This is a genomic window from Falcatimonas sp. MSJ-15, from assembly GCF_018918265.1.
Taxonomy (GTDB): Bacteria; Bacillota; Clostridia; order Lachnospirales; family Lachnospiraceae; genus Falcatimonas.
In genome coordinates this window covers 1-25,500 of sequence record NZ_JAHLQC010000007.1, presented here as the reverse complement: position 1 = coordinate 25,500, position 25,500 = coordinate 1, and the positions used below count along the sequence as shown (strand labels likewise).

At 32.8% G+C, this 25,500-nt stretch carries 18 protein-coding genes; 2 read left to right on the top strand and 16 right to left on the bottom strand.

Annotated elements, in window-relative coordinates; genetic code table 11:
- Nucleotides 1-68 precede the first annotated feature (68 nt).
- The 15 genes from gdhA to KQI85_RS06615 form a co-directional block, all read right to left on the bottom strand.
- Nucleotides 69-1,403 (bottom strand): NADP-specific glutamate dehydrogenase, encoded by a 1,335-nt coding sequence (gdhA, locus tag KQI85_RS06685; RefSeq protein WP_216575311.1) that lies wholly within the window; start codon nucleotides 1,401-1,403, stop codon nucleotides 69-71.
- A 367-nt stretch (nucleotides 1,404-1,770) separates the two neighbouring features.
- Nucleotides 1,771-1,980, bottom strand: a complete 210-nt coding sequence (locus tag KQI85_RS06680; RefSeq protein ID WP_371820562.1) for a hypothetical protein — start codon at nucleotides 1,978-1,980, stop codon at nucleotides 1,771-1,773.
- Nucleotides 1,981-2,002: 22 nt separating this feature from the next.
- A complete protein-coding gene (locus tag KQI85_RS06675; protein ID WP_216575309.1) occupies nucleotides 2,003-2,326 on the bottom strand; it encodes a cupin domain-containing protein in 324 nt (107 codons plus the stop codon).
- 253 nt (nucleotides 2,327-2,579) lie between these two features.
- Entirely contained in the window at nucleotides 2,580-5,438 is a 2,859-nt protein-coding gene (locus KQI85_RS06670; RefSeq protein ID WP_216575308.1) for a hypothetical protein, read from the bottom strand.
- 17 nt (nucleotides 5,439-5,455) lie between these two features.
- Complete coding sequence (locus tag KQI85_RS06665) at nucleotides 5,456-6,190, bottom strand: arginase family protein (RefSeq protein ID WP_216575307.1); 735 nt, start codon at nucleotides 6,188-6,190, stop codon at nucleotides 5,456-5,458.
- Nucleotides 6,191-6,330: 140 nt separating this feature from the next.
- Nucleotides 6,331-7,416 carry a response regulator gene (locus KQI85_RS06660; protein ID WP_216575306.1) on the bottom strand — a complete coding sequence of 362 codons (1,086 nt, stop codon included), beginning with the start codon at nucleotides 7,414-7,416 and terminating at the stop codon, nucleotides 6,331-6,333.
- Nucleotides 7,417-7,422: 6 nt separating this feature from the next.
- On the bottom strand, nucleotides 7,423-10,209 hold the full coding sequence (locus KQI85_RS06655; protein ID WP_216575305.1) for a histidine kinase N-terminal 7TM domain-containing protein: 2,787 nt from the start codon (nucleotides 10,207-10,209) through the stop codon (nucleotides 7,423-7,425).
- A 79-nt stretch (nucleotides 10,210-10,288) separates the two neighbouring features.
- Nucleotides 10,289-10,792, bottom strand: a complete 504-nt coding sequence (gene greA, locus KQI85_RS06650) for a transcription elongation factor GreA (RefSeq protein ID WP_216575304.1) — start codon at nucleotides 10,790-10,792, stop codon at nucleotides 10,289-10,291.
- A gap of 20 nt (nucleotides 10,793-10,812) precedes the next feature.
- The gene (recQ, locus tag KQI85_RS06645; RefSeq protein WP_216575303.1) at nucleotides 10,813-12,663 is read right to left on the bottom strand and encodes a DNA helicase RecQ; all 1,851 of its coding nucleotides are present in this window, start codon (nucleotides 12,661-12,663) and stop codon (nucleotides 10,813-10,815) included.
- Nucleotides 12,656-13,252 (bottom strand): GNAT family N-acetyltransferase, encoded by a 597-nt coding sequence (locus KQI85_RS06640; RefSeq protein WP_216575302.1) that lies wholly within the window; start codon nucleotides 13,250-13,252, stop codon nucleotides 12,656-12,658. The genes recQ and KQI85_RS06640 overlap by 8 nt, the downstream gene beginning before the upstream one ends.
- A gap of 27 nt (nucleotides 13,253-13,279) precedes the next feature.
- Nucleotides 13,280-14,554 (bottom strand): metallopeptidase TldD-related protein, encoded by a 1,275-nt coding sequence (locus KQI85_RS06635; RefSeq protein WP_216575301.1) that lies wholly within the window; start codon nucleotides 14,552-14,554, stop codon nucleotides 13,280-13,282.
- Nucleotides 14,555-14,575: 21 nt separating this feature from the next.
- Nucleotides 14,576-16,006 carry a TldD/PmbA family protein gene (locus tag KQI85_RS06630; protein WP_216575300.1) on the bottom strand — a complete coding sequence of 477 codons (1,431 nt, stop codon included), beginning with the start codon at nucleotides 16,004-16,006 and terminating at the stop codon, nucleotides 14,576-14,578.
- Nucleotides 16,007-16,160: 154 nt separating this feature from the next.
- Nucleotides 16,161-16,802, bottom strand: a complete 642-nt coding sequence (locus KQI85_RS06625; protein WP_216575299.1) for a YitT family protein — start codon at nucleotides 16,800-16,802, stop codon at nucleotides 16,161-16,163.
- A 281-nt stretch (nucleotides 16,803-17,083) separates the two neighbouring features.
- A complete protein-coding gene (locus tag KQI85_RS06620) occupies nucleotides 17,084-18,082 on the bottom strand; it encodes an aldolase catalytic domain-containing protein (protein ID WP_216575298.1) in 999 nt (332 codons plus the stop codon).
- A gap of 121 nt (nucleotides 18,083-18,203) precedes the next feature.
- The gene (locus KQI85_RS06615; RefSeq protein ID WP_216575297.1) at nucleotides 18,204-20,114 is read right to left on the bottom strand and encodes an EAL domain-containing protein; all 1,911 of its coding nucleotides are present in this window, start codon (nucleotides 20,112-20,114) and stop codon (nucleotides 18,204-18,206) included.
- Nucleotides 20,115-20,508: 394 nt separating this feature from the next.
- Here KQI85_RS06615 and KQI85_RS06610 point away from each other — a divergent pair, with 394 nt between their 5' ends.
- On the top strand, nucleotides 20,509-21,687 hold the full coding sequence (locus KQI85_RS06610; protein ID WP_216575296.1) for a PucR family transcriptional regulator: 1,179 nt from the start codon (nucleotides 20,509-20,511) through the stop codon (nucleotides 21,685-21,687).
- 191 nt (nucleotides 21,688-21,878) lie between these two features.
- On the opposite strand, the gene KQI85_RS06605 is transcribed toward KQI85_RS06610, so the two are convergent.
- Entirely contained in the window at nucleotides 21,879-22,883 is a 1,005-nt protein-coding gene (locus tag KQI85_RS06605; RefSeq protein WP_216575295.1) for a hypothetical protein, read from the bottom strand.
- Nucleotides 22,884-23,141: 258 nt separating this feature from the next.
- On the opposite strand from KQI85_RS06605, the gene KQI85_RS06600 reads away from it, so the two are divergent.
- A complete protein-coding gene (locus KQI85_RS06600; protein ID WP_216575294.1) occupies nucleotides 23,142-25,181 on the top strand; it encodes a discoidin domain-containing protein in 2,040 nt (679 codons plus the stop codon).
- The last annotated feature ends 319 nt before the right edge of the window (nucleotides 25,182-25,500 follow it).

Sequence of the window (25,500 nt, the reverse complement as noted above, 5' to 3'; positions counted from 1 at the left end):
ATGTGAACCTCTTTGTTATATTATATATCTATACTGTATGTAAGCATAGCTATTCAGGAAAATTTATATTAGCAAATTCCCTGTGCAAGCATAGCATCTACAACTTTTTCGAAACCAGCAATATTAGCACCTGCTACATAGTTGCCTTCTAAGTTGTATTTCTTTGAAGCTGCGTCAACTTTTGCAAAGATACCTTTCATGATACCTTTAAGTTTCTCATCAACTTCTTCGCTTGTCCAGCTAAGTCTCATGCTGTTCTGGCTCATCTCAAGTGCGCTTGTTGCAACACCACCTGCATTAGCAGCTTTACCAGGCATGAATAACATATCATTAGCAAGGAAGAAATCTGTAGCTTCTCTTGTTGAAGGCATATTAGCACCTTCTGCAACTGCGAAACAGCCATTAGCTTTAAGAGCTTTAGCATCTTCTAAGTCAAGTTCATTCTGTGTAGCACATGGTAATGCGATATCACATTTGATCTTAAAGATTCCTTTTCCTTCTGTATATTTAGCTGTTGGAACTTTTTCAACATATTCTTTGATTCTTCCACGACGTACTTCTTTGATCTCTTTAACTACGTCAAGGTTGATTCCGTTTTCGTCATATACGAATCCGTTTGAATCACTTAATGCTACTACTTTTGCACCTAACTGCTGAGCTTTTTCTGTAGCATAGATAGCAACGTTACCTGAACCAGATACGACTACTGTCTTACCTTCAAGTGACTGATTGTTATGCTCTAACATCTCTTTTAAGATGTATACAAGACCATATCCTGTAGCCTGTGTACGGATTAAAGAACCGCCATATGAAAGTCCTTTACCTGTTAATACACCTTCATATAATCCTGTAAGTCTCTTGTACTGTCCGTAAAGATATCCGATTTCTCTTGCACCAACACCGATATCTCCGGCTGGAACGTCCTGATCAGCTCCGATGTACTTAGATAATTCAGTCATAAAGCTCTGGCAGAATGCCATTACTTCTCTGTCTGATTTACCCTTAGGATCGAAGTTTGAACCACCTTTACCACCACCGATTGGAAGTCCTGTAAGTGAGTTTTTGAAGATCTGTTCAAATCCTAAGAATTTTAAAATTCCCTGGTTAACTGATGGATGAAGTCTTAAACCACCCTTGTATGGTCCGATTGCACTGTTAAACTGTACACGGTATCCTTTGTTAACCTGTACCTGTCCGTTGTCATCAACCCAAGGTACTCTGAAAGAGATAATTCTCTCAGGTTCTACAATACGTTCAAGAACTCCTAATTTACGGTATTTTTCTTCATTGGCATCAATTACTACTTTTAAAGAATCTAATACTTCTTTAACTGCCTGATGAAATTCTGGTTCGCCTGGGTTCTGCTCAACAACCCTGTTATAAATCTCGTCTGTGTATGACATATATCAGTTTCCCCCTAGATATAATATTAATATATTTTGATATCGCAAAGCTTCGATGTTACCTGCTGCTCTGCAATGTAACCTGCTATGTTATATCAATTTTTTAATGCATTAAAGCATCTTTGTATATTATAAACTAGTGATTGTCATTTGTGTTAACTTTTTTATCATTTTTCTTAATTTTGTTAAACTTGTCTATAACATCATTATTCTTTTAGGTATGATTTGTGCATTTTTTATAGTAATATTTGTCGCAATATTCCATAATACAAATATCATTAAATACACAGTCCTTTCATAGCATATACATGTCTATGTATCTGCATGTGTATATTTTTATACATTTACATATATTGTTATATAAGTACTATTCATCAAACGCAACAGTTATATAGAAACCTCTGTCAGTCTCTTTTATATCCTTTACTATTCCTTCTTTTGATTTTATCTTTTCTCTAAAAGTATAGTTTCCTGACATAGCAACGGCCGGCTCAACTGTATAGTACCATGCATTAGGAAGTTTTCCTTCTGTTATCTCAACTCTGTCACCGACATTAACAAGACCGGGTCTCTCCATCTTAAAATCTTCTTGTCTCATACTATTTCAAAAAATCCTTTCTCATAGGATTGAATACATCTACAAGTTTACCCGCTTCAAGACATACTACTCCATGAACACTGTTAGATGGCATATATACACTGTCACCTTTATTAACTATCTTAGTCTCTCCATCTATTGTGAATTCAAAACTTCCTTCAGCTATATATGTTATCTGAAGATGTTCATGACTATGTACATTACCTCTTGCACCTTTTTCAAATGTAATCTCACACATCATAAGTTCATCCGAATATGCTAAAATCTTTCTTGTTACTCCAGGTTCACAATCAGTTATTCTACATTCACTATTTTTTACAAACATTATATTTTCTCCTTATCTCTGCATTATTTTTAATTGCGAAACTATATTTGCAAACAGCCCTATAACTTTACTATATTGCAAGCAGTAGTCTTTGCAATCGTCAGTACTAAGCTCACTATACATCTTAAGATGTATAGTGAGCTTAGTACTGCTACGTTTGCAATGAAGCGAGAGTGCCTACTGCGGTAATATAGTAAAGTTAATAGGGCGTACTTTCGGTTAAAATATATTTTCGCAATTAACTACACTATTTTTATCTCTGCACATTACCACATTTTGGACATACGTTACCTTCAGTGAAAGTATATCCACACCTGTAACAGCATTTTACTTTGTGATCAGTTCTTGCCATATACTTAAGATCTCTTGATTCAGGCTTTTCTTTCAGATAATTGATGAATTCTGTAAGTACGCCTGCAAGTTCTGTCATATTCTTTGAACCTGCTCCTGATGGAAGTTTTATCTTATTTTTGTTAATAAGCTCTACTATAAGACCTTTCCCAAAGAGCTTCTTCTCCGCTTCAACTTTTGCAATATTTGCAATATATATCTTATCAGGATTAATTACATTCTTATAAAATATATGCTCTGGTGTTATTATAAAGCCTGACTTACCATTTGACTGTCTGCTTGAATCAAAAACAACTATTGGATATTCATACTTATTCTTAATAAATCCATAATTCTTAAGTGCATTATTTATTATTATATCTGATATCTCGCTTTTATCTATATCATCGTTTCTTGTATCATGTGATAAGCTTTCTGATGATAAAGTTCTATGCGATATATCTTCTATATCATCTGCATTTTCATAGTCTTTTCTCTTAAGTATTGTTTTTTTATCTCTTTCAAGTGCAATCTGTCTTGCATTACAATAATGTATCTGCGAAGTATCTATTACTTTTTGTTCTATCATCTTCTTAAGTTTTTTAACTAAAAGATCACTCTCATTAATTTTAATCATACTAAGACGTTTGTCAAGCATCATAAGTGCATTGTCTTTAAGTTCCGGAAGATACATTCCATTTGATATCTTATCATAAGCATATAGTGCATCATCATATGACATATTAGCAATATCAGGACACAGCTTGTCTATCTCTTTTTCATCATTTTTTCGTATAGAATCGTCTATTCTCTTTATATATGGCTCTAATGATTCATCAGAAAAACCTCTGTCCTTAAGATCTTTTTTAAGTTTTTTCAGATCTTCTCTTTTTCTTCCTTTGAAGTTTGACATTATCTTGTCAATCTGTGCTTTTTCATTCTGTTTTACATTATCTGCTGCAAACTTTATCTGTTTTACTATATGTGGTGCATCTTCTCTATATTTTGCAGTATGGTTCTTAAGTTCTGTTATCTGCTTTGCATTCATCTTATCGCTGCCAGACATCTTCTTTCTAATCTCTGTTTCAGCTTTAAGTTTTGCTGCTTTTTTAATTGCATCAACATAAGGTTGTCGTTTAAAATATTCAACAGGACTCTTTGATATCGCATCTAATATCTTTTTTGTATCATCATAGTTAAGAGCTTTAACTACACCAACAAGCTGTCTAATCTCACTTTCTGTACGAGGTGTCCGCACTCTTAATTCATCACTATCATCGTCTTTGTATATAAGTTCTTCTGGCTCTTCTAATACTGTTCCTCTGTATAACACTCTTCTTTGTTGTGTATTTTTTTTAGTCTTATTGTCTGTTACATCGCTATCCATTCTTGTGTTGCTATCTCTTTTTGTATTCTTATTGTTATTGTCATTATTATTATATGAGTCTGTATCTTGTCTATTTCCATTAACATTCTTATTGTCGTTCTTTTTACCTTCTATATTATTGTTGCTTCTATAATTAGAATCCTGGTTATCTTCATAAGATTTTTCATTATCTGACTCACCATCATAAGAAGCATTATTCGACTTGTAATCATAAGTGTCATTATCTGACTCTGAATCATAAGTGAATTCGTTATCACTGTCTTCTTCATAGTCTTCATCATTATCACGGGACATTTTATTTTTTATTCCACTTAAGATGCCTTTTTTCTTCTTTGCTTTATCAAGCATCTTATCTCTGTTCTTTTTAACATCTTCTTCATCAAAGAAGCTGTTGTCCATCATCTCTATAATCTTATCTTCGTCATAGTCATTATCTGCATAATCTTCTATATGTGATTTTGCTTTGTTTTCTTCTTTCTTTGGCTGATTCTCATATCTGTTAAAATTATAATTAGTCGTTCTTGAACCGGCATCGCTAAGAAGTGAAGCATAATCCTCATATGCTACTGCATCATCTTCAAAATCAATCTTAAAAATATCTCCTTCTGACAAAAGTTTATCAGGTTTTGGTGTGAACATACTATGACAATGTGGACAGGTATATGCTCTTGCAAGATATACTCTTTGCACATCTGTCTCTATTATATATTCCTTATTTTTTTCAAATACTACCATATATAATTTGTTACTACAATATGGACATTTAAAAGGAACGCTGAAAAAGTTCTTTCCAATATCACATACTTCAACTCTGTTTTGTTTTGGCATTTTTGCAAAATTATCCCTTGCAGATATCCATTTTATCTTACGCCACAGTCCCATCTTATATTCATTATGTCCATCTGTTTCTTTACTATTGCCTGATTCCATCTCTTCTATATTTCTTATAAGTTCACTAAGTACGTCTTCATAGTCAAATCTTATCCCATTTTTATAAAAATAGAGATGCTTATCTGTAAAATCTACTTCTATTCCAACGCTCTTAACTATAGCAGTAAACATCTCCGTAAGTTTTTTATAATCGTGGTTTACTACAAGCCCTTTAAGTGCACCCCATTTACCAAGAACATATAAAGGAATAGTTAAATAACTGACAATTCCAGGCTTTGCACTATTTACAATGTATGCTTTACTATCATCAATATGCATCTCAACTACATCGCCAAAGACTTTTCTCTTCTCCATACTAAATACCAGACTTTTCTCTGTTCCAAGAAGTATTACATTATCATTATTAACAACAAATGTACCACTCCATTCAACCCTTGACTTAGTTGATGCTACAAGTTTATTATATGTCTTTTTTAATTCACTATTAGCTTTAAGAACAAGCACATATGTCATCTCCTTTTTTATATAAATGCGCTGTATAACGCCTTAAGTATCTTTTTGTTACATTCATTATTCTTAATTGCGTCAGCATCGTTATATATACCATTTTCTGCCATAAGTTCACCACAGACATCAGCTCCGATTATGCTATTGTTATCTATGAGTGCTTCAAGGCATCTGATCTGTCCATCTATTGTAAGGCTTCCCTGATCCCAGTTTGTTATAACGCTCTCTGTATCCATAACATCTTTGTCTATTGATATGTATATAGGATACTCTGACTTAAGTTTTTGTATCTCTTTTATCCCTGTCTCAAGTTCAGATTCTTTTATAAATCTCACTCTGTCTCTAAGTCTTTCGTCCGCAAGTTCTATAAGTTCATCCTTTACACCTATTATTATAACATCCTGTATATACTTATTATTCAGCAATACATCACATACCCAGCCCCCACATGACAATATCTCAGAAAAAGCTGATAATTGCATATCAGGATGATGATCAAATACAATAAGAGAAAATGGTTCTCGTATCATCTCAAGATATATTGCTGTAAGGTAATGGTAATTGCCTGAATCGCTAAAACGTATCTTAGCTGTATCGCTTTCTATTATTTGTCTAAGTACATGTCTTGCTTCATCATCACAATAACAGTTAGTTCCTTCTATCTGTGTGCAATCACTAATCGTATATTGATATTCTCGATAAAAGTCCATATCTTTATATATTCCCTGCATATCCATAATTTTAATCATATTCTGTCTATCTCCATCTGTTTCACTTGTATTTTATCTACAATATATAATATATTGCATTACTACTACCTGTATTTTACTTACAGCCTTATAACTTGATATAGTACTTTATAACATATACTTATACTTATTCTCACATATCAGAGTTTTAGTTCATCAAGTTTTCTATTAAGTGCTTCTGCATCTATTGGAAATGGCAATGCATAAGTCTTATATTCTAATAATTCTTTTTGCAATGCCGAATTGGCTGTATTCTTAGATACAAGTATAACAGGTATTCTTGTCTTTGCAAGTTTGCTCCTAATAGGTGGCAGGCAAAACATTGAATTATCATAATTGATAATAATACATGATGTCTTTTCTATATTAACAGCATTAACTGTCATTATGCTTCCTTCCATTATATTAGGTATATATGGTGCTTTTAGTATTTTTTTAAAAACTGCTCTGTTAGTGGCATCTGCATCTATGTAGCATATACTAATCTCTCTTTTTTTCTGAAATATTGATCCTACTACAGACATAAGATCTTTTTTTACAATCGGTTTTACTGTATAGCCCTGTGGATGAAGTTCCATACAGTCTGTAACTGTCTTGTTATCACACATACCTGTCTGAAATAATACTGGAATCTTCTTAAGTCTGTTATCTTTTCTTATCTCTTTTAGAAGTTCAATTCCATCCATGCCAGGCATAACTATATCAAGTATCATAAGATCTACCAGATTGTCTTTTAGATATTCAAGGCACTCTTTTCCACTTAATTTAGTTATAACTTCATACTGTGCATCAAGATACATTCTTGCTGTGTCAAGTATTGCAGGATCATCATCAACTATCAGAACCTTTTTCTTAACATCTCCGGCATGAATATTAAGTATACGCAATATCTTATAATACAATTCGTCCATCTTATATGGTCTTCTAAGTGCTTTTGTCACTCCATCCTGAAGTAATCTTCGAAATTCCGGATCATCTTCATTCCTTGTTATAAGGACTACAGGCATTGTCTTCGATGCCTGTATTCTTCGTATTCTCTCAAATACCATCTGCGAATCAAGCTTCTCATCTGTCATATCAATTATTATTATATCCGGTGGACTTTTTATTATAGAATTAAACGCTTTAAGTGGCTCTGTTACTGTTACAAATAAAAGCGTGTTATTCATATATCTTACTTCGCCGTCTATTATTGCATTATCACCAATTGATAGAATATTAATCATACATTTTCACTCCTTTTTTGTATACATCTTAAGTACTTCGATCATATTAATTGCATCATCATAATTGTCATGTGCCAGCATATCTGATATGTTCTTTTTCATCTCTTTTTCATCATCCTGCGTGTCTTCATCACTATGCACAGTTTCTATATCCTCTTGTACATCTATTTTGCTATGCATATCTTGTGTATCCGTCTGTATATCTATATATGCTTCATTGTCTTTGTCATTCTCATATTCTTTAATAAACTCTCTGATGCCATTCATAAGTTCATCATAACGCACAATGAATGATTTTGTATTATTATCTATATATTCTATTCTTCCTTCTTTACCTGACATCTCAAGTCTTTTAGCTTCATCCCCCAATTCTTTGGCACCTATCATATAAAGTGTACTCTTCACTGAATGTACTATAATTGTATAATCTTCTATGTTATTATTCTCATACGAATCTGTCAGCTGCATTATTTTTTCTTTACTATACTTCTCATTAATCTTTAGTGTGTTCACATATTCTATTACACTCTCATCACACAGTGACAAAGCTTTTTCTACGTCTATACCTAGTTCTTTTAGAATATCAAAAGTCTTATCTTTGGCTTTTTCACTAACATTATCATTACCAGCACAATATGTAATCACACTTTTATCAAGATACTTAACAAGAATATTACTAAGTTCTGACATCCTTATTGGCTTTGATATAAAGTCATCAAACCCTGATGCAAGAAGTTTTTCTCTCTCGCCACTGATTGCATTAGCTGTAAATGCTATTATTATCGTATGATTTTCACTATCAGTTTCTTCTCTTCTAATCGCTCTCTCTGTTTCGAGTCCATCCATTACAGGCATCATCTGGTCAAGAAATATAATATCATATCTCTTCTTATGCGTATATTCAATCGCTTCCTTACCACTGCATGCAAGGTCTGGTTCTACGTTAAAAGTTCTAAAGTATCCACTCATAACATCAAGATTAACTCTGTTGTCATCAACTACCAGAATATCTGCTTTCTCTACTCTTATCTTCTTGCCCGTTCTATCTAGTTCACTTCCATATAGCATTCTACCAATTTCACGCTCATCTTTTATCTTCTGTCTAAAGGCAATTTTTATTATTATCTCATTCTCTGTCGGAATTTCAAGTCTTATCCTTGCTTTCATAACTTTTGCGTATGCTTTTGATATTGAAAAACCTATGTTAGTCTCATCTAACAATTCACTGTCTACATTGTTTTTTCTTGTAAGTGTATTATAGATTCTTATTATCTCATCACAATTAATATATGTTCCTTCAATAACTATCTCAAAACACAATATACATATATCCACATCGACTTTTTCCTGTGATACATTAAACTCAATCTTTCCTTTATTTATATATTGTTGCACTCCTATAAGCGTATTGTTAACAATCTGTCTTATCTTACCAATATCTCCATACATCTTATATGCTATATTCTCGGATATATTGCAATTCATATCTATTCCATTATTCTTAATGAAAAACATAGCATTACTTATTATGTCATTGATTAAAGACTGTGTATTATATACTTCTTCATTAAGTTCAACTGTTCCCTGCTCAATCTTTGATATATCAAGAACTTCATTAAAAATTGTAAGGAGCATCTTAGCAGAAGCATCTATTCCTTGTGCTCTCTCTCTTACTCTCATATCTATATTATCATTCATAAGCAGCTCACAATATCCAATAATTCCATTAAGTGGTGTTCTAATCTCATGACTCATATTAGCAAGAAATATGCTCTTTGCTCTATTCGCAGCATCAGCTTTATTGCGAAGTTCCTCCATCTTTACATAGTCTTCTTTACTCTTTGTTATATCTAAAAGAACTATTACATATGCATCTGTACTGTCACCACTTCCTATACGTGTTATGTGTTTGTGATAATATCTGTCATTAAGTCTATATTCCTGTGAATCTGTTGTACATATATTCTCTATAAGTTCTTCTTCATATTCTTGTGAAAAATTGTATGATATTCTTTTTGCTTCATGATTCTTATGCACTATATTGAATTCATTATCAGCTATTATTATAGGCTCGTTCATATCAAGAACTATCTGTTCATAAGCCATCTCTGTTATACTGAACATTCTCTCTTTCATAATAATTCCAATGAATATAATCATCGACACAAGTATTCCAACTGGTACTATATCATAATCACCAAGCATCTTATGTATTCCGATTATATATGCAATTATTGGTATACATGACGCATATAACATAGTTCTAAGTGATTTCTTCTTCTTATCAGTCTCAGCTTTTACATATTTAAATATTATAAAGCCAAGTCCGGTTCCCATAAGTACAAAATTAATAATGCAGTTATATGTATATATAATTCCTGGAACAAGTTTTATATGTGGCATTACACCTGTATATACATATTGCACATTTCTATAATAGATATTATTATATTTAACCAAAAAAACCAAAAGAACTATCAATGTATCATGAAAAAAGAGACACATTTCTATTATTCTATTAAATTGTATGTTAAGATATGATGCCAGAAACAATAAATAGAATGTAGCTATATATGCTATTCCAAGATATTCCATCCTTATTGCCATAAGTGCTTCAAGAAGGCTTCCGCTCATAATCTCAAGCAGATAACCATAACTATATATAAAAAGACACAGCATAACTGCCATCATCAGTTTCTGTGTCTTTGAAGATCTTTGTTTATATACAAGCAAAAACCCCATAAAAGACGTTATTACAGCTATTACTTGTATTATATATATTAATTCCGCCATTCTCTCACCACCTGATAAAAAATATAGATCCATATTCTTTATCGGTGGCAAGACAACTATTTTTTACTTTTTAAAATGTCTAATATCCTCTGATATGGTCTTGTGAATCATCAACAGTCTTGGTAATTTTCTTGATTACAACATAATATCCGACTTTTTCATTGACTTCAACGTATACTCTGTCGCCTTCTTTCTTACCCATAACTGCTTTACCTATAGGTGATTCTATACTTATATAACCGCCAAGTGAGTTACCTCTTACTGAAGTTACTATCTTGTAAGTCTCTGTCTCATCATCATCTTCAAAATAGACTTCAACAGTATTATTAAGTCCAACTTCATCTTCTTTAGAATTGTCTTCGATTACTTCTGCATTCTTTAACATTCTCTCAAGATATCTGATTCTGCTCTCATTACGATTCTTATCTTTTTTAGCTGCGTGATATTCAAAATTCTCACTGAGATCTCCCTGTGCTCTTGCTTCTTTAACAGCTTCTATAAGTTTTGGTCTTTCTACAAGTTTTCTATGTTCAATCTCCTGTTTTATCTTCTCAACATCACTCTTCATAAGTCTGTCGCCCATCCAAAACATCTCCCTTATTTTTACATATTATTAATCTCGTATTCTTTTATTGCCTTTAAGAATGTTTCACCATACTTCTCATACTTCTTCTCACCTACACCAGATACCATTAACATCTCATCTTTGGTATGTGGTACTTTATCACACATATCGATTAGTGTCTTATCAGCAAAAATAAGATATGGTGGCACTTGCTGTTCTGATGCTATCTGTTTTCTAAGACTTCTAAGTTCTTCAAACATTCCTGACATAGCACCGGATACATTGCTGCTATTCTTTGACGTCTGCTTCTTTGCTTTTTTATCAGTATCCACTTTTTCTATCTCTTTTGGCAGCTTTATTATAATGCTCTCGGTATCACTGTCAAGAAAATCTCTTCCTTTTTCTGATATCTTGGCTATCTGATATTCATCATCAGTCTGATATACATAGTCATTCACAAGAAGATGATTGAATATATTACGAAGTTTATGTATAGTCATAGTCTGATACTTTCCATACTGACTGCTCTTATCAAGCGAATATTTTAAGACTTTTTGACTCTTGCTTCCTCTAAGTGTATCAAGAATTACTGCTATTCCATATCTCATTTTTGATTCCTTCATACATATAAGAATACCCTTTGCAACTTCTGTTACATCTTCATTTTCATATTGTGTGAGACAATTAGAACAATTCCCACAGTAATTCTCTGCATTTTCGCCAAAATATCTCAATATATATGTCCTTAAGCAATCATTGGTAAAGCAATAATAAGTCATCTTCTTAAGCCTGTTTCTCTCACGTTCTTTTATAATTTTAAGTGTATCATAATCAAGCTCATTATTCTCGCTTACATAATCTATCATATATTGGTTAGTCGCAACATCCTGACCACTATAAAGCAATATACATTCGGAAGGCAGTCCATCTCGACCTGCTCTTCCTGCTTCCTGATAATAACTTTCAATATTCTTAGGCATATTATAATGAATAACATATCTTACATTGGATTTATCTATACCCATTCCAAATGCATTAGTTGCAACCATCACCGGTCTGGTATCATATATAAAATCTTCCTGGTTCTGTTTTCGCTCTGTGTCAGATAGTCCTGCATGATATCTTGTCGCATTTATGCCATCCTGACAAAGTTTTTCGCATACTTCTTCTACATTTTTTCTGGTCTGACAATATATTATGCCTGATTCATTGCGATGTTCATTAATATAATCTATAACCTGTGCATATTTGTCTTTTGGTTTTTTTACAACAAACTTAAGATTCTTCCTGTCAAATCCCGTTACAAGGATACAAGGATCTATAAGTTTCATTATATTAATAATATCATCTTTTACTTCATGCGTTGCAGTTGCTGTAAATGCACTTACAACCGGACGTTTTGGCAAAAGATTGATAAAATCAAGAATCTTAAGATAACTTGGTCTAAAATCCTGTCCCCATTGTGATATACAATGTGCTTCATCAACTGTAATCATTGATATATTAACTGATGACGCAAAATCAATGAATTCCGGTAAAAGCAACCTCTCTGGTGCGACATATATTATCTTATATCTTCCTTCTTTTGCATACATAAGTGCAAGTCGTGTCTGATTAGGTGTAAGCGAACTATTAATATAAGCTGCATGTACACCTGCCTGGTTAAGTGCCATAACCTGATCTGTCATAAGTGATATGAGTGGAGATATTACAAGTGTAATGCCATCAAGCATGAGTGCCGGAACCTGATAACATAATGACTTACCGGCACCGGTTGGCATTATTCCAAGTGTATCATGTCCACTTAATATACCATCAATTAGTACTTCCTGCCCTTCTCTAAAACTGTCATAACCAAAATACTTCTTTAATATCTCATATTTATTCATAAATTATCACTTTATCCTTGAATTTTTCTTCTTCAAACATAATATTGTATATATTCTTTAACTGTTGTCTTGCTGTATCAGTATCGCATATACCTGTTGCAACATTATCTTTATTAAGTTCTAACGTCATAATATTATAATTAACACCAAATAGCATACTTCTTACATCTGTCATTGTAAGACCATTCTTCTTATAAAATGCAATTCGTCTAATCCTTGTGTTCATATCTTCATCATCTTTTGCAAAATGAATATTCTCAGTTTCAAGATAAAGCCTGTCTATATCATATTCTTTAAGAAATGCACCTGCATTTTCCCAAAACTTACTTCCATATCCTTTATCTCTATTACCTCTTACAACTGCAAAATAATCAAGAAGAACTGTCTTTTCCTTTGCATCATGTACAAAATAGGCATATGCTCTAAGTACATTCTCTTCATCATACATTCCAGCCGCAAAATAGACACCTCTGTCATACATATCTGTAATCCTGCCTATTGGCTTTAACTCGTCTTCTAGAAAATCATACTTAAGATGTCTGTCATATAATTCCACAATCTGTTCAACACTAAGTCTTCTTAACTCCATATCTTCACCTTTACCTATATTAATTATCTACTCACCTGCAACCTGAACATTCTTAATTCTTACTGCAAATGGTCCTTCATATTTGCTATCTTTGTATCTTTCTTTTGAAAATACAAGATTATTTTGTAATTCAATAAAATTACCACTAATTGAGCCACCTGTAACCGGTGTTACGTTCTCACCGTCAAACAGATATCCAAGTCTTATCTCACCACCAAAGAATCCTGTCAATGGATTGACACTAAAATCTGAGAAATTAACCACATAAAGATATGGTTCTTTTTTCATCTCTTCAAATGTAACTGTTCCATTATCTACACTAACTGCATCAGGCATACCTGTTGGTTCTACGCCCAGATAATATGATATCCTTGCATTACCATAGATATTCTTAACTATACCTTCCTGTACAATCTCTACATCTTTCATCTCAATTCCTTCAAGTGAATATGGAATAGTACTTTTTAGTGTAACATTAACTTTCTCTCCACTGGCATCTTCACGTTGAACATTATCACCAGGTTTTAGATCTGATATTCCTGCATAGATATATCCTACACTTGTTCTTGCTGCATAATATTCAAATAACTGTGACAGATTCTTACCAGACAATATTACTGTATATTCACCTTTTTTTGGTGCTGTCTTTGCATTAGCTCTTGCACATACTGTATCTAATGCTTCTCTTACTTGTCTTGACAAAGCTTCTGTATCAAGATCAGTATATTCAAAGTTCTGATATAATTCTACATCCTGTGGTTCTATACACTGAACTACAAACTCACCATTAGCATTATATCTTGTATATGATACATCTATTCCTTCTGAATTAATAATTCTTACAACATTCTTATTAACAAAAAATTCTGCTGAATTAATAAAAGATTCTTTTCTTACATCTTCTTTATATAATGCTTCTACAAATGCATTACATGCCTCATTAAGTGTATAATTTTCAAAAGATGATGGCATAACTTTCATCTCTTTTTTCTCACCTTTTATAAGTTCATAGTACTTGTTCTTGACAAATTGTGCTGCATAATATGCTTCTGATATGGCTTTTTCAATCATATCTTCATCCATCTCCGGAACGATATTAACAATGCTGCTTCCTCTGTATTTAATATCATTTTCTTCAAAATCTCTGAATACTGTAACAGTATAATGAGCTACATTCTTCATTCTTCTCATATCAAGCTCTTTTTTTACAAAAAAGAGTTCAGCACTTTTTGTAACTTTTTCTTCTATAAGATATTTCTCTATAGAGTTATTCTTAATAGCTTTTAATATTATATCTATCATCCTGCAACCATCCTCTCTTAATTATCCTAATCTGATTCTAGCTTTTATATATGGACCGCCATCTGATACTTTAACCCATTCTTTGTAACCTTTTCCACACATACCACTTCCGCTTAATTCTTTTGCATCAGACATCATTGTTATAGATTTTAAGAGGTCTGGAACATATCCTGTAAGTACTATTGGTGAGAATACTCTTCCTGTAAATTTACCATCTTTAATCTCTCTTGCACAATCTACAAGGCACTGAATTCCCCAGTTCTTAGGATCTTCCATTCCACTGCTTGCATTCTCAAGAAGGAATCCATATTCTATTGAAGCTATCATATCTTCTACTTTATCTGTTCCTTCTTCAAAATATGTATTAGTCATTCTTGTATATGCTTTTCTCTCTGTACTCTGTCTTCTTCCGTTACCTGTAGGTTCAAAGCCAAGTGCCATACCTGCCTGTGCATCACATATACCCTGTTTTAAGATACCTTTTTCTATTATAACAGTATCATGAGCAAGTGTTCCTTCATCATCAAAGAAATATGTAGCTGTCTGTGTATATGCAGATGCTCCATCATGCATTGTAACAAGTGGTGATGCAACATATTCTCCGATATATTGTTTTGCAAGTGCACGATCTTTGACAAACATATCCATCTCAACGCCATGTCCAAATGCTTCATGTACAATCATTCCTGTTACATCAGGTGCACATATACAATCATACTCTCCCTGTATCATAGGCTCGCTAATAAGAAGAAGGTTAACCTTTTCTATAACTTCATCTATCTTCTCTCTTATCTCATCTATTACTTCAGCACCTTTTATTCCTGAAGCTGTAGAGAATGCAGATTTTACTTCCTGTCCCTTTGCTGACCTCGCTGAAAGTGCTGCTGTTGACCACATTACATTCTGCTCAAGTTCTTTATTATCAGATAAGAACAGTTTGTGATATTTCTGGTATGAAAAACTTACAGCTGCATCTATAAGTTTTGATTCTTTATCAAGTGTATTTTGTCTTATTGCTGATAAAGCATCTATTATAGCTTCATCTCCCATCTCTGACGGATCTTTTTCATATTCTGTACTTTTTTCAAATGAAATCTTCTCTTCTGTCATCTTTTTATACTTTTTAACTGAGAGTTCTTCTCTAAGACTATCTTTCCATGGCATAAGTGATTCACTTACAGCTTCTTTTATCTCATCAATATTATTCTCTGTTATGTTATTAAATGAATATTCTCCATAACTCTCGCCATCATATACTTTTACAACATAACCTTTGTCTGTAAAAAGCTGCTGTTCCTGAACAACTATTCCGCTTTTTGATATCGAATATCCTTTACCTACTGTATCGCAGGCAAGTATTGAAACATATTCATAACTGTCAGTAAGTATTGACAGTAATCTCTTTAGTAATGGTCTTTTCTTCTCTAAAAGAACGCTTTTCTCCACCTTCATACTGCTACCTCTTTTCTTATTCTATATGTCTGTCCTTACTATATATATTAATTCTTCATTTTTTTAATCTTATATAGCTAAAAAACCGACACAGTCTATATTATAACATAAATCCCGCCATAGTCTATGACGGGATTTGCAAATTTTTATCACTTTATGCTTTTTGAAGATTCTGATTATGTAACTGAACTTCAGCCTTTTTCATATTCTCACCATACGCAAGTATCTTGCCAAGTGTAACTGTATATAGCAATACAAGGATAATTCCATATAGTATCTTGTCAACACTTGTAAATGCCATCTGTAATATAAGAACCACAAAATCGATTGCATACATTGTTACTGATACTGACATCTTAAACTTCTTATTGAGAACAAGTGGTGGTATATCCATTCCTCCTGTGCTTGCACCTGCGAGTATTACAAGTCCTATTGCGAAACCAATCATAAGTCCGGCACATACTGTTGCTAACATAACATCTTCTGTAACTTTATAATTACCTGTTATCTTCTGTATAATCTCAAGTGCAACCGGATAATAGAATGTACTAAGAAGTGTCTTCATAGCAAATGCTTTGCCAAGTATCACTGCTCCAATTATAAACATTACAATATTCCATACTGCAACAAAAGCTGACACCGGAATATTAGTTATATGATTTACAAAAAGAGCCAGTCCTGTTGTTCCACCGGTTATTAATCCATTAGGCATAATAAATAATGCCACCGCCAGTGCATAGATAGTGTTTCCGATTATTATCATTAATAATCGAAATAAAGTTTTTCTTTTTTCCATATTCTTCTCCTCCTATAAATATTCTTAACAATTGTATTAGTATTAACAATTTCTTTTATCTTGTTATCATAGTAAAGCACAAAATAAATAAGAGCCAGACCATCAAATGGTCTGACTCTTTAATATACTCTCTATTCTATTGTGAAATCTCATCCGCAACATACTATCGCTTACCTTTCACTTTTATTCTGTTTATCATTAAACTTATCTTCAGTTTCTTATTAGTATAATAATATTACTTTTGAATGATTTGTCAACTGTTATTTTTAACAAATTTGTAATTATTCCAAATCAAGTATCTCCTGATTAAATTTGGCATAATCATTTCTATTATCTTTGATAAACTTAATCGCTGATGAAGGATGACTATTTAATACACCAGTAAGAAGATATGGTATATCATATCCCCATACAGCACCTGATGCCTTTATCTTTGGCATATATTCTGCTACAAGATTCATAACCGGAATCAGATTATATTTTGGATTCTTAAGGAATGCTAACAATGTCTCTGTAAAACAGTTGCCTGCACCTCTTCCCATTCCGCTTAATGTTGAATCAAGATAGCTTGCACCACCTGCTGCAGCTTCAATAGTATTAGCAAATGCAAGCTGCTGATTATTATGTGCATGAATACCAACTTTTTTACCTGTCTTCTCAGCTATTGTAAGATACTTATCTGTAAGTTTTCTTATCTGTTCAGGATAAAAAGCTCCAAAACTGTCTACAAGATAGATCACATCAACATCTGTCTTAGCAAGAAGTTCAAGTCCATTAGTAAGATCTTCATCATTCACTTTAGAGATTGCCATAATATTGACACTTACTTCATAGCCTTTTTTCTTGGCATCCTTAATCATCTCAATTGCTGTTGGAATCTGATGAATATAAGTAGCAACACGAATAAGATCTATAACACTGTCTTTCTTATTAATTATGTCTTTCTTATAATCGCATCTTCCAACATCTGCCATAACTGATATCTTAAGAGGTGAATTATTCTCACCAACTATTGCTCTTATATCTTCTTCTTTTGCGAATTTCCATTTTCCAAATTCTGCTTCATTAAATAATTCTGTTGATGCTTTATATCCAAACTCCATATAATCAACACCAGCTTCTATATTAGCTTTATATAATGCTTTTACAAATTCATCATCAAAATAAAAGTTATTAACTAATCCTCCATCTCTTAATGTACAGTCAACTACTTTTATATCTGGGCGATATGAAATTAATGTTCCTCTATTACGCTGGTTTTTCTGATTATCTATTGTCATTATCTTTGTCCTCCTGTTTTTAAAATCTGCTTTAAAGTGTTACGCTTTAAACCTATAAAGTACATTAATTTTACATCATTTTTTAATTTTTGTCAACCTCTTTTATATTTCCATATTTTTTTCATTTTACATTTCCATATTTTTTCATAAATGATATGTAATCTTCTCTCTTAAGTGGTTTTGAATAATAATATCCCTGAAAATAATCACATCCAAATTGCTTTAGCATCTCTATCTGTTCTTTTGTCTCAACACCTTCCGCTACAATTTTCTTATCAAGCATCTTGAACATAGATATGCTTTGTTCAAGAAGTACTCTAACTGTATCGCTCTCCATCGAAGTCCATACCATACTCTTATCCATCTTAACACTGTTATAGCGGTAATTAGCTATACTCATTATATTAGTATAACCTGTTCCATAATCATCCATAGACATCTCAAAACCATTATTAATAAAATAATCCAGATTCTTCTTAATACTGTCTGTCATATCAGAAGATATTGTCTCTGTTATCTCGAAACATATATTGTCATGTGAGATATTGTAGCTGTCAATTATCTTTGTAAAGTCTTTTGCAAGATTCTCCTGCATACATTGAATTACTGACAGATTAATATGTATCTTCTCAACTCCATACTGCATAGGATTATCTTCTTTTATCATTGAGCATACTTTTCTTAATATCATCTCACCAATCTTAATAATCTGTCCACTCTTCTCTGCCATTATTATGAATTCATCCGGTGAGATAAAGCCCATATTCTTATCATACATTCTAGCAAGTGCTTCTACAACCGCAAATTTTTTATTCTTCCAATCATATATAGGTTGATAATATACTTCAAATGACTGCTCTGAGATAGATTTTTCAAGTACATGTTTTAACTTATATTCATACTCTATCTCTTCAAGTACTGATTTATCATTATCTATAATCCTGCTTGCTTCTATGTTGCTCTCTCTTGCACCCCAGTAATCCATAAGTTTTAAAAAGTCTCCATTTTGCTCAGCTTTTTTGGTATTTTCAACAATGCACAGGCTTACCCACAGATTAATCTTAAGATCATCTATCTCAAATGGTGCATCTACCCATCTTAGTATTGCATTTTTTATATCTTCAACATCTTTCTCAACAACTATTGCAAACTGCACATCTGCAATCTTGTATACTCGCTTATATCCTGCAATATCCTTAAGGAACTTTCCGAATTCATCTAATATCTTAAGTTCATTACTACTATCCATAAATTCTCTTATCTTCTGTGTTCCTTCAAGCTGTACACCTATTATTGTCTGTCTTTTTCTTCCAAACATTCTCTCAGTTACAGCCTTTGTAAATGCTTCTCTGTTAAATGTTCCCGTTCTCGCATCAGAGAATTCAAGTGGATTCTGTAAAGTCATATACATAAGAAGAACCGATATGGCAACTGCAAATTCTGATATAAGCAGGTTATCATATATACATTGTAATAATACAACACATATAGAAGATATATTATATATTATTGTTGCTATCTTCTGTATCGCTATTAATTTTTTTCTGTTACGAATCGTTAACACAAGGCTAAGTATAAGATATACGAATGTAACTACATATACAACATAATATCCATAACCATGGCAATAGTTATGCTCTGCATCAAAATAAAATACCTGCTTGTGAATACCATTAGTCGCAATCATTAAAGCAATACATATATATGGTATTATCATTGGTTCAAATCCACTCTTTGTCTGTTTGCCATCAACTATCTCTTTTATATAGAGACAATATAAAAGTGGTACACTATTAAATGTAAGATAAAAAAGTATGTTTATAATATAATTAAACCATACAGGTACTACAGCTGCGTATGCAATGCACTGTACTGTAATAAGATCAAGAACAACTGACACTGCAGATACTACAAGAAGCTTCTCATATCTCTTAGCCTGCCTTGACGGGAACTTCTGCGACATATAATATCCTATTCCTATCGATATAAATACAATCAATGCCGCTATATCATAATGTATAATATACTTCATAACTTACCTCCAACATGGAACATTCTCTCTATCATAGTTCTCTTTATCATAATTTTCTTCATCATATCAATCTTTGAAGATGTTTTATTGCACTCTTCAAATTTACATAATATCCTCCTACTTATATACATCGAATTTTTTAGTACTATATATTATATTACAATTTTCTAATTCGTGATATAGTCTCTTATCTATAATCTATCACAGCTATCAATCTTATGTTCAGCTTTTTCATAAAGGTTGCTCATAGAACCATTTTCATATATAAAATTCTTTCGTTTGTCATAGGCAGAAAACTACTACCTTTAGGTGGTGGAGAGTTGACCTTTACTTTTATAATAAATAGTGTTACACTGTTTTTATTTTTAATTTATAAATTAGCAAGGTGGTATATATGGTTAAAGTTAATGAGATCCTTAATCTTGATCTTTTTTCAAACTTCAGACTTATTAATAAAAATGATGGACTTTCAAAAGATGTAGGTAATATTGTTATTCTTGAATACGAGAGCATTATTAACAACTATGCCGGATTTTGTGAGGGTGACTTTGTTATCTCATCACTCTTTTTTGCAAAAGATAACGAATCTCTTATTCGTGAAGCATTTCATCATCTTGTAGAACTTAATGTTGCTGCAATAGCTGTTAAGACTATATTCTTCGATACAATCCCTGATGATGTTATTAATATGTGCAATGCTTCAAACATACCTGTCTTTACTTTTAATAACGCATATATGGAAGATCTTATTGTATGCGTTAATGATCTTCTAAAAGGCAAGCAGCAATATCTTATTGCAGAAGAACATCTTAACAGTATCATTAATACAACACCGTCTAAACATACTGTTGAGCATACAGCTTATGAGATTAATCCACATTTTAGTAATAATATTGTATCTGCTTATATTACAAAAAAAGAACTCACCAAAGACTATAATTGGGTTATATCTTGTTTTAACAGGCTTTTATATAAAAAATATCAGCAATTATCATCCTACAATTATTCTTATGTCAAGTATAAAAATGGCATGGTATTAATATACTCTTTTAAGAATGAGGAAACTATTAGAGACTGTGCTGGTATATTTCTTAACATCCTTAAAAAGCTTGATATCAATCCTGAACTTTTTCATATAGGCATAAGTAGTATTCATTCTTCTCTTTCAGAGCTTAATCTCTGTATAACTGAATCTGTAAATGCCAATATGATCTGTCATAATAAAGATATTCAATATATGTATTATGATAATTGTGGTTTTTATAAGTATATATTTGCTTATAATACTAATGAAAGCTTTAAGATACTCTATAATAAGATAATTAATATAATTACTGAATATGACAATCAATATTCTTCTTCTCTTCTTGATACACTTATAGCTTATGTCAATAATAATGGAGAGATTAATATAACTGCAAAAACACTATTCCAACATCCTAATACTGTAAGATACAGAATCAAAAAAGTTAAAGAACTGCTTAATGATATTGTTGATGATTCTTCATTTTACGAAGAAATCTTCATTATTATCAGATACTATGAGCTGTATGATATATCCACTCAAGCATGATGAAAGATTCTTGTAAATGAAATGATACACTATAAATAATTCAATTATCACAGATAAAAATACTTACACCTACTTTGTATAAAAAATAGGTGCAAGTATCTAAATATTCATTATTATATCACTGTTCTAGTATTGGCTTAGCTCAATTAGTGGTTAATTATGGTATTGCAGGTAATTATTATATCCCTATTCTAATATTGGCTTCCCTGTATACTTCCTCTTACAACAATACTCTGACCTGCAGTAAGACCTGTTACTGTTATCGCAAGTCTTGTATATTGTATCTGTTTGCCACCGCCAAGTACTGCTGCTGTTCCAGGTGCTACATTAACTGTTGTCTGTGCTGCTGTTCCATCTATTGAAGGTTCCGGCACATAGACCGGAGTCCAGATTACACCTGTTGTATTAACTGGTGCAAACTGTGGTGACACTGTTATACCTGCATCACTCTGTGTAGCATTCTCTATATACCATGTATAATCTTTATAATTACTTACATCAAATGGCTGTGAATAATATGTTCCATCTGCTGTTATTGTATATGGAGTAAGAGGTGTCGCTGTCGGTGTAAATATATCTGTTGTGCTAAAATTATTAGCTGTTGTAACCACACTGTTAGGTGTAATCCCTACTGTTGTCCCTGGTGTGAGTCCCACTGTTCCTGTTACTCCTACTGTTGTTCCAGGTGTGAGGCCTACTGTTGTTCCTGTATTAAGTCCTACTGTTCCTGTTACTCCTACTGTCGTTCCGGGTGTGAGGCCTACTGTTGTTCCTGTATTAAGTCCTACTGTTGTTCCGGGTGTGAGGCCTACTGTTGTTCCTGTATTAAGTCCTACTGTTCCTGTTACTCCTACTGTTGTTCCGGGTGTGAGGCCTACTGTTGCATCCGGATTAAGGTATACTGTTGTGTTAGGATCTAGACTCACTGTGCTTCCAGGTGTAAGCCCTATTGTAGTTCCCGGTACAAGATTAACAAAACTGCCATAGCTTAATCCCACTTCACTTCCAGGTGCCAAGTCAACTGTACCAAATATTCTAACCGGACACCTGCCATTATTACCACAGCCACATCCACCACATGCCAAAGATTCAATCTCCATATCTTTTATATCTGAAGACTCTTTGTTATTTTTATCACTCATGCTGCTATCTTTGCCTAATATTTTATCTTTTGCATCCTTTAATTTTCCTGACATTATTAATCCTCCATTTTATTTTATTGTTACATTATTATATTGAAAGCATATTCAATATGTGACTATCATATCAGGATACTATTTTTGTGACTTTGGTACTATGCCCGCTAATTTAATAATACTTTTATACCATTGAGAAGACTTTCGACCTATTATAAAATGATTTAAAGAATACAAATATATCCTAATATCGTAATCAGATATCGCATTATCAGGATATATATAGACTACAAAGTTTTTAGAAAGAGAGACATTTTTATGAGTAAAAAATTTAAAGGCATTCTTATATCAGGAACAGTTGCTGTATCACTTGCTGTAACTGCTGTCGTTGGTCATGTTGCTTTGACAACTTTTTTTGATACTAATAATATATTTGCTGCAAGCAGCCAGAATATAACACTTTCTGATATGCCTTCTGAATATAAAGATTCAATTGAATGGGTATATAATAACAGAATTCTCGTTGAAGATTCTATTTCTAGACGTAATCTTATATTCGATCAGATATTCGCAGGTAATGGATCACTTAACTATGTAATACGATGGCAATCTGATGAACCTCTTACACTATCTGTAAGACAACAGATAAAAGAGATGTTAAATCGTCAGATCAACAATTGGAATAATTATCTTGCAGGATATGACGAATGGCCTTATGACAGTATAGATGTGAATATAACCGGATGGGCTGTTAATAATGAAGCTATTATTGAAGATCCTCAGCCTGATGAGATTATCTATACTGATACTATTACTGATGGATTATATGAATCTAATCAGAATATACCAGAACTTCTTCCTTGTGCACCTTCTACTCTGTCACGAGCAGAACATTTTTCTGACAGTTCATATTCTTATGACGGTGATTATTCTAACAGATTTGATATGTATCTGTGGGGTACAAGTGGATTCGAAGGTGGTGCCGGAGGTGACTGGGGACAACGAGTTTCTGACCAGTATATTCTTCAATGTCTTAATGATGATGAAGCACATGTTATAGAACATGAGATAGGACATGGCTTTGGTCTTCCTGATTTTTATGAAGAAGATGACAGACCACCTATGGGATTTCCTGACAGTACTATCATGTGGGCAGGCAATTCACAGACTCTTACTGACTGGGACGGCTGGATGTTAAGATATATATGGTCACAGATCAAATCAGAAAGTGGACGTTTTAACATCAATGATACTAATTCTTCTGATAATGACACTACTTACGAAGAAAGCAGTTCTTCTGAGGATACTACAGATAATTCTAACCAAACTAATTCTGATTTTACTAATATTGCAGGACTTGCAACAACTTCAAGTTCATACTGCTCACCTTGGGAGACTATGGATGCTCTTAATAATGGATATACACCAACTTCATCTGAAGATCGTGGAAGTCTTGTATATGGTAACTGGCCTTATACCGGAACTCAATGGGTTCAGTATACATTCGATGAAGAGTATACTATAAGCGGCACAAGTGTATATTGGTTCTATGATGGTGCAGGTATTGATCTTCCTTCATCTGCCGAACTTCAATATCAGGATGCAAAAGGCAACTGGGTTTCACTTGCAACTGTTGATACAGAAAAAGATACTTTTAATACTGCCAACTTCAAGCCTGTATCTGCTAAAGCTGTAAGATTAAGTATGACTTCTAATGATACATATTCAACCGGTATTATTCAGTGGCAGTTATTCGGTTACGATGGTTCAACAATACCATCTGAAGATTCTTCCGAAGAATACAATGAATCTTCAAGCGAAGTAATTATTCCTGAGACATCGGAATCAGATAATGATAGCAGTTCTGATTCTAATAATGATGAATCAATGAGTGACGAAAGTTCTTCTGATGATGAGGGAAGTTATGATCCATCTATATGGACATTTGATACAGATGCTTTTGCTTCATATAAGAAGATTAAAGAGACTACAGAGATAGATGGTTTAACACTTAATGCATCTTCTTCTGAATATCTTACTGTTAAGCACCTTAATAAGAACATTGGTGATACAACTTATGCTACTGCTCTTGCACTTAATGGAACTGGTGATATTAACTCACGTTCTGTATCATTCGATGTATCAGGTCCATCAACTATCACTATTACAGCTGCAAGTTCAGGTGCTGCAGAGAGAACATTATGTATATGTGATGCAAGTGGTACCATAATTAATACATTACATTTTACAGCTTCCGGTTCTTCTGAGACTTTTAATTATACTGGTAATGCCGGACAACTTACTATATACTCACAGAATAATGGACTTAACCTATTCGAGATATATGTTGAAGAGTAATTAATGTTAACTAAGAGTAATTAATGTTAACTAAGAGTAATTAATATTAACTAAGAATAATTAATGCTATTTGAAGAATAATTACGATTAATCATTCAGATACGGTTAACCAAAAACTCCCCATCGACATACAGATACCAATGATTTTAGATTTCTAATGTTGGTATACTGTTTATCGATGAGGAGTTTTTTAATGGCTCTTTGTCAAGAGCGGGGGTAAAATCCCATATTGGAAACCTGGTGCATAAGCATCAGGTTTCTTTAATATAACTAAGTCGTTGATAGCAAAATTCTATTTCTAAAATTCTCAAAGTTACGG

Coding starts and splice junctions, on each gene's coding strand:
- KQI85_RS06630 (WP_216575300.1), bottom strand. CDS start 16,006: ATGAAGGTGGAGAAAAGCGTTCTTTTAGAGAAGAAAAGACCATTACTA.
- KQI85_RS06610 (WP_216575296.1), top strand. CDS start 20,509: ATGGTTAAAGTTAATGAGATCCTTAATCTTGATCTTTTTTCAAACTTC.
- KQI85_RS06675 (WP_216575309.1), bottom strand. CDS start 2,326: ATGTTTGTAAAAAATAGTGAATGTAGAATAACTGATTGTGAACCTGGA.
- KQI85_RS06620 (WP_216575298.1), bottom strand. CDS start 18,082: ATGACAATAGATAATCAGAAAAACCAGCGTAATAGAGGAACATTAATT.
- KQI85_RS06665 (WP_216575307.1), bottom strand. CDS start 6,190: ATGATTAAAATTATGGATATGCAGGGAATATATAAAGATATGGACTTT.
- KQI85_RS06600 (WP_216575294.1), top strand. CDS start 23,142: ATGAGTAAAAAATTTAAAGGCATTCTTATATCAGGAACAGTTGCTGTA.
- KQI85_RS06655 (WP_216575305.1), bottom strand. CDS start 10,209: ATGGCGGAATTAATATATATAATACAAGTAATAGCTGTAATAACGTCT.
- KQI85_RS06615 (WP_216575297.1), bottom strand. CDS start 20,114: ATGAAGTATATTATACATTATGATATAGCGGCATTGATTGTATTTATA.
- KQI85_RS06605 (WP_216575295.1), bottom strand. CDS start 22,883: ATGTCAGGAAAATTAAAGGATGCAAAAGATAAAATATTAGGCAAAGAT.
- KQI85_RS06635 (WP_216575301.1), bottom strand. CDS start 14,554: ATGATAGATATAATATTAAAAGCTATTAAGAATAACTCTATAGAGAAA.
- recQ (WP_216575303.1), bottom strand. CDS start 12,663: ATGAATAAATATGAGATATTAAAGAAGTATTTTGGTTATGACAGTTTT.
- KQI85_RS06660 (WP_216575306.1), bottom strand. CDS start 7,416: ATGATTAATATTCTATCAATTGGTGATAATGCAATAATAGACGGCGAA.
- KQI85_RS06640 (WP_216575302.1), bottom strand. CDS start 13,252: ATGGAGTTAAGAAGACTTAGTGTTGAACAGATTGTGGAATTATATGAC.
- KQI85_RS06625 (WP_216575299.1), bottom strand. CDS start 16,802: ATGGAAAAAAGAAAAACTTTATTTCGATTATTAATGATAATAATCGGA.
- gdhA (WP_216575311.1), bottom strand. CDS start 1,403: ATGTCATACACAGACGAGATTTATAACAGGGTTGTTGAGCAGAACCCA.
- KQI85_RS06680 (WP_371820562.1), bottom strand. CDS start 1,980: ATGGAGAGACCCGGTCTTGTTAATGTCGGTGACAGAGTTGAGATAACA.
- greA (WP_216575304.1), bottom strand. CDS start 10,792: ATGGGCGACAGACTTATGAAGAGTGATGTTGAGAAGATAAAACAGGAG.